At 67.4% G+C, this 5,767-nt stretch carries 7 protein-coding genes; 4 read left to right on the plus strand and 3 right to left on the minus strand.

The features are described 5' to 3' along the window. A partial coding sequence (locus tag ACE3TU_RS18140) for a TetR/AcrR family transcriptional regulator (RefSeq protein WP_374626761.1) occupies positions 1–409 on the plus strand: 409 nt, incomplete at its 5' end. Positions 410–439: 30 nt separating this feature from the next. Here ACE3TU_RS18140 and ACE3TU_RS18145 read toward each other — a convergent pair. Beyond that, positions 440–1,384, minus strand: a complete 945-nt coding sequence (locus ACE3TU_RS18145) for a hypothetical protein (protein ID WP_374626763.1) — start codon at positions 1,382–1,384, stop codon at positions 440–442. A 174-nt stretch (positions 1,385–1,558) separates the two neighbouring features. On the opposite strand from ACE3TU_RS18145, the gene ACE3TU_RS18150 reads away from it, so the two are divergent. Further along, entirely contained in the window at positions 1,559–2,065 is a 507-nt protein-coding gene (locus tag ACE3TU_RS18150; protein ID WP_374626765.1) for a cytochrome b, read from the plus strand. A 64-nt stretch (positions 2,066–2,129) separates the two neighbouring features. Here ACE3TU_RS18150 and ilvC read toward each other — a convergent pair whose 3' ends face one another. Both ilvC and ACE3TU_RS18160 read right to left on the minus strand, forming a co-directional pair. Then, positions 2,130–3,149 carry a ketol-acid reductoisomerase gene (gene ilvC, locus ACE3TU_RS18155; protein ID WP_374626767.1) on the minus strand — a complete coding sequence of 340 codons (1,020 nt, stop codon included), beginning with the start codon at positions 3,147–3,149 and terminating at the stop codon, positions 2,130–2,132. A 144-nt stretch (positions 3,150–3,293) separates the two neighbouring features. Beyond that, complete coding sequence (locus tag ACE3TU_RS18160; protein ID WP_374626769.1) at positions 3,294–3,917, minus strand: TetR/AcrR family transcriptional regulator; 624 nt, start codon at positions 3,915–3,917, stop codon at positions 3,294–3,296. 510 nt (positions 3,918–4,427) lie between these two features. Between ACE3TU_RS18160 and ACE3TU_RS18165 the strand changes: the two genes are divergently transcribed. Next, positions 4,428–4,517 carry a potassium-transporting ATPase subunit F gene (locus ACE3TU_RS18165; protein WP_374626771.1) on the plus strand — a complete coding sequence of 30 codons (90 nt, stop codon included), beginning with the start codon at positions 4,428–4,430 and terminating at the stop codon, positions 4,515–4,517. Positions 4,518–4,524: 7 nt separating this feature from the next. Beyond that, positions 4,525–5,767, plus strand: a 1,243-nt coding sequence (kdpA, locus tag ACE3TU_RS18170; protein WP_374626773.1) for a potassium-transporting ATPase subunit KdpA, incomplete at its 3' end; no start/stop codon positions are given.

A 5,767-nucleotide genomic window follows, 5' to 3' on the forward strand; every position in this document is an offset into this window, starting at 1 on the left:
CTTTCCGGACGAGCGCACGATGCTGATGGCGTGCTCGGGCCTGCACCTCGAGCGCGAGCCGCTGCCCGATCCATCGGCCTGGGAGGCGGTCAACGATCCGGAGACGCGGCTGCGCGCGGCGCTCGGAGCGCTCTATGGCTGGTTCGAGCGCAACGAAGCGGTGACGGGAAACGTGTTGCGCGACGCCGAAACCAATCCGGTGCTGCGCGAGATCTCGGGCATGCGCTTCGGCGGCGCCTTCGGCGCCATGTCCGCATCGCTCTCGCCAGGCCTGGGCGAGGCAGGCAAGGCCGCCCTGGCGCTGGCCATGAGCTTTTTCACCTGGCGCACGCTGGTGCGCGAGTCAGGACTGCCGCCCGACGCGGCAGTCGAGATCATGGCGGGGCTGGTGCGCGACGCCGGGGCCTAGGGGAACAGGGACGCCATTGCGTCCGCGAAGCTAGGGGGCGAGCCGGGTGCCGCGCCAGCTGCCGGCGACCGGCTGGTCGCAATACGACCAGCCGCCTTCGAAGCCGTCGCCCGCCGCCGACAGGGTCCACTCGATCCGCCCCCAGTAGAACGACCCCATCCGCTCTGTCGCGCAGCGCGTGTTCGATCCGTCCTCGGCCCAGTAGCCGGCGAGCCGTCCACCGACGACCTCGCCCGACAGCCGGCCATTGTCCTGGCTGTAGGTGCCGTTCACCGACGAGCCGGACTGCACAAGGTCCATCTCCCCCTCGCTCGTCGTCCACCGGCCACCAAAGCCCCCGGCAGCCGCCGGCGTCGGCTGGTCCGCCACGGGCGGTAGACCCTCCACCCACTCGTAGCTATTCGTCATGGTCTCGCTGAACCCGCCATAGGCAGCGATATAGGCCGAGGCAATGTAGCGCAGGGTGGCTCCCGGACCACCCCCGGGCACCTTGAACGAGCCCCGGGCGCTCTGCTGACCTTCCCCGACCGAAACCGCGGCGATGTAGTCGCCGCTATCCACCGCGACGCCGCCTTGCGCCTCGGCGCCGGGATAGTTGCTCGCAAAGCTCACCGTCACCTCGACAGCTATGGTGTCGCCCGGCACCAGCACCAGCATCGGCGCCGACGCCCCGTAGGTGAAGGTCAGCTGCGACAGGTAGTTGCGGCGCTCGATATCGTCGTTCCTGAAGAACAGCTCCATCGCCCCCTGCCCCGAGAACTCGGGCTGAAATCCCCCGGACACGTGCTTCTCGTCGACCCGGCCAGGGGTCTTGCCGAGCAGCTGCAGCTCGGCTTCGCTCGGACTGAAGGCCGTATCGCGATAACGCCAGTAGCCTTCCGCCGCTGCACCGCCGATCGAGGCGGCGACGGCCAAGATGCCAAGCGCCAAGGTCAGGGCGAAGGCCCTGAGCCGGATTGCCGCGGGACTGGACATCGACTGCCTCCTTGTTGCGTCGGCACAAGCATGGGCCCGTGGCGGTACGGGCGCGTTGCGCTGCGTCAACGCCGGGGCCCCGAGTCCCGTCTACCACCTGCCACGGTATCGGTTCCGCCTTCAGTTGCCTGTCAGCTTGCCGTGGGAGGCACCGTTCCACTTCGACACTGGCGCATGGAGGCGACCCTGACTCTCTATCGGACCGGCTATTCCGGACTGCAGATCGGACTGCACTGGGCCATCGTGGCCATGGTGGCGGTACAACTGCTCATCGGCGAGAACATGACCGAGTTGGTCGAGGCGGCGGAAGAAGGCGAAGCGGCAAAGGCGACGGACGTGCTGTGGGGCAATGTCCACCTCTGGCTCGGCATCGCCATTCTGGCGGTCATGCTGGCGCGCCTGGTGCTTCGCGTCACGCAGGGCGTGCCGCAGCACGCCGGCGACACCTCACCGATGACGAAGCTGGCCGCCTCGGCGCTGCACGGAACGCTCTATGTGGTCCTGCTCGCCGCCCCGATCAGCGGACTCGTCAGCTACTACGGCCTCGCCGATATCGGCGAGCTGCACGGCGCGAGCCGCCCCATCCTGATGCTGCTCGTGCTGCTGCACGCGCTGGCCGCCATCTACAACCAGTTCGTCCGCAAGGACGGGACGCTGTCGCGCATGCTGCGACCGCAATAGCCCGCACAGGAATCGAACGGGCGGAGCCGTGGCCCCGCCCGATCGCCGCGCATCTGGCAATGCGTCAGTTCTTGGACTTGTCGACCAGCGCGCCGGCCTTGATCCACGGCATCATGGCGCGCAGCTTCTCGCCGACCTCCTCGATCGGATGCTCGTCGGCCAGGCGCCGCGTCGCCTTGAAGGCAGGCTGACCGGCCTTGCATTCCTGGATCCACTGGCTGGTGAAGCGACCCGACTGGATGTCGGCGAGGATTGCCTTCATCTCCTTCTTGGTCTCGGACGTGATGATGCGCGGGCCGGAGACATACTCGCCGTACTCGGCCGTATTGGAGATCGAGTAGTTCATGTTGGCGATGCCGCCCTGGTAGATCAGGTCGACGATCAGCTTCACCTCGTGCAGGCACTCGAAATAGGCCATCTCGGGCGCATAGCCCGCCTCGACCAGGGTCTCGAAGCCGGCCCGGATGAGCTCGACGAGGCCGCCGCACAGCACCACCTGCTCGCCGAACAGGTCGGTCTCGCATTCCTCGCGGAAGTTGGTCTCGATGACGCCGGAACGACCGCCGCCGACGCCGGAGGCGTAGGCGAGCGCGATGTCATGCGCGTTGCCCGAGGCATCCTGGTGCACCGCGATCAGGCACGGCACGCCGCCACCCTTCTGGTACTCGCCACGCACGGTGTGGCCCGGGCCCTTCGGCGCGATCATGATCACGTCGACGGTCTTCTTGGGTTCGATCAGGTTGAAGTGCACGTTGAGGCCATGCGCGAAGGCCAGTGCCGCGCCGTCGCGGATATTGGGCTCGATGTGCTGCTTGTAGATGTCGGCCTGGAGCTCGTCCGGCGTCAGCATCATGATCACGTCGGCCCAGGCCGCGGCCTCGGCGACCGACATGACCTTCAACCCCTCGCCCTCGGCCTTCCGCGCCGAAGCCGAGCCGGGGCGCAGCGCCACGACCACATCCTTGACGCCGGAGTCGCGCAGGTTGAGCGTGTGCGCATGGCCCTGGCTGCCATAGCCGACGATTGCCACCTTCTTGGACTTGATGATGTTCAGATCGGCATCCCGATCGTAGTAGACGCGCATGGATAACTCCCTTTCGTGCGTTTGGCCGTTGCGGCCGATTGCTGCTTGGGCGGGTGCCCGGAGACCCTCTCCTTCGACAGGCTCAGGAGGAGGTCACATTCTGTGGCGGGCTCGGGGCGCGGCCCGCTCCCCGCGGTGGAGGCTTCACTTCTCCACCCCGTAGATCTTCAGGAACTGCTCGGTGGCGCGGGCCGCGTCGCGCGCCACCTCCGCTTCTCCCATGTCGATGGCTTCGCCGAGGAGGGTGCGGATCTGCACGTCGCGGACCACCAGACCGAAGAAGCTGCGATAGGCCTCCTCCGAGCTGTCGAAGCGCAGCAGCCGCGATTCCCGGCCGGCCTCGAGCACCGGCTTCAGCCGCTTGCGAATGGCCAGCGGCCCGTTCTCGAGCACGATGTCGCCGAGCGGACTGTCATCGCTGCCGGCATGGCCGATGGCCAGTCGATTGAGCGTGACGGAGACCTTGCCGGAAATCGTGGCGAGGAGGTCGCGGGCGAACTGCTCGATGCTGGAGCGCAGGATCGCGCCGTCGATCCGGCGTCGATCGACATGCGGCATGCGCACCTTGGAGGCCTGGAACTGCACCGTCGCCGTCAGCAGCCCGTCGCGATCGCCGAACCACTTGTAGAGTGTCTCCTTCGAGCACGAGGCGCGCCGCGCCACCGAGGTCATGGTCAGTCGGTCGCCCTGCTCGACCAGCAGATCGAGCGCCGCGGTCAGCACCTGCTGCTGGCGGAGCGTGAATGCCTCTTCCCGATGTGCCGACACCACCGACACCGCCCTGCCCCCCTTGCCGCGCCCCTCGCTGGCGATCCCTGCGAGGTCGGGTATCCGTACCGTACGTTACGGTTCGGCGCAAGTGGGCCGGTGGTTTGCGGGCCGTTGTTCTGTTGTTGTTGCCTGACTGTCTTGCGCGCGCGCCTGATCCTTCCACCCCACCGCGCCGTCGGCGGAGCGCCTGATGGCGGGATCGCGCTGAGGCGGCCGGCATCCGCTGCCGCGAGGTTAAGGCCGCCCCGGCAGGCGTCGCAGCCGGCGCAGGGTCGGCCCGGCAATGCGCCCTGGAAGAGGCACGCCGAGGTCGCCGCTGAACCCGTCTTTACGCTGCCGTTACGCCGCACGGCGATTCCCTCGTAGAGCCGTTACGCGCCGCAGATGTAGGCCCGCCCCATCTCGATTGATGGAGCCGTCGATGCTTGCCGATTTCGTCTACTTCGCCGGAGGCCTGCTGGGCTTTGCGCTTTGCTGGCTCGCCGTGACTGCCGCGGGGAGGCTCTGATGACCCTCGAACTGGGCCTCGGCCTCCTCACCGCCGCCGCCATCCTGATCTATGCGGCGGTGGCCCTGATCCGCCCCGAAAAGTTCTGAGGGCGCCATGACATCCGATCTCTTGCAGTTCGCGCTGTATTGCGCGGTCCTCGTCGCCCTCGCCCTGCCGCTCGGCGCCTACATGGCAAGGGTCTACGCGGGCAGCCCCGGCTGGCTCGCGGCCGTCGAGCGGCCGATCTACCGGCTGGCGGGCATCGATCCGGACAAGGGACAGGGCTGGCAGGCCTATGCGCTGGCCATGCTGGCCTTCAACGCCGCCGGCTTCGCCCTGTTGTTCGCGATCCTGAAGTTCCAGGACCTGTTGCCGTTCAACCCGCAGGCGCTGCCGGGGCTGCCGGCGCACCTTGCGTTCAACACGGCGATCTCGTTCGTCACCAACACCAACTGGCAGAGCTATGGCGGGGAGACCACCATGAGCTACTTTAGCCAGATGGTGGGCCTCACCACGCAGAACTTCGTCTCGGCGGCGACCGGCATGGCCGTGGCGGCGGGTGTCGCACGGGGCCTGGCGGGACGGCAGAGCAGGACGATCGGCAACTTCTGGGCCGACCTGACGCGCTCGGTCCTCTACGTGCTCCTGCCGATTTCCATCGTCCTCGCGCTTGTTCTGGTCTGGCAGGGCGTGCCGCAGACGCTCTCGGCGAACGTCGTCGCGACGACGCTCGAGGGTAGCCAGCAGACCGTTGCGGTCGGCCCCGTGGCGAGCCAACTGGCCATCAAGCAGCTCGGCACCAATGGCGGCGGCTTCTTCAACGTCAACTCGGCGCACCCGTTCGAGAACCCGACCGCGCTCGCCAACTTCCTCGAGATGCTGTCGATCCTCTCGATCTCCGTCGCCTTCTGCTTCACCTTCGGCCGGATGGTCGGCGACAAGCGGCAGGGGCGCGCGCTGTTGGCCGCGATGGGCATCCTCTTCGTGCTCGGCTTTGCCGGCATTTATGCCTCCGAAATCGCCGCCAACCCGCTTCACGCCGCCTTTGTCGCCGAGGGTTCGGGGAACATGGAAGGCAAGGAGGTCCGCCTCGGCGTGGTCAATTCCGCGCTCTGGGCCGAGGCCACCACCGCCGCCTCGAACGGCTCGGTCAACGCCATGCACGACAGCTTCAACCCGCTCGGTGGCATGATTGCCATGCTCAACATCGAGCTGGGCGAGGTGGTGTTGGGCGGCGTCGGCGTCGGCCTCACCGGCATGCTGCTGCTGGTCATCGTCACGGTGTTCCTCGCCGGCCTGATGGTGGGGCGCACGCCGGAGTACCTGGGCAAGAAGATCGAAGCCCGCGAGATCAAGC

The organism is Devosia sp., assembly GCF_041917035.1.
GTDB lineage: Bacteria > Pseudomonadota > Alphaproteobacteria > Rhizobiales > Devosiaceae > Devosia_A.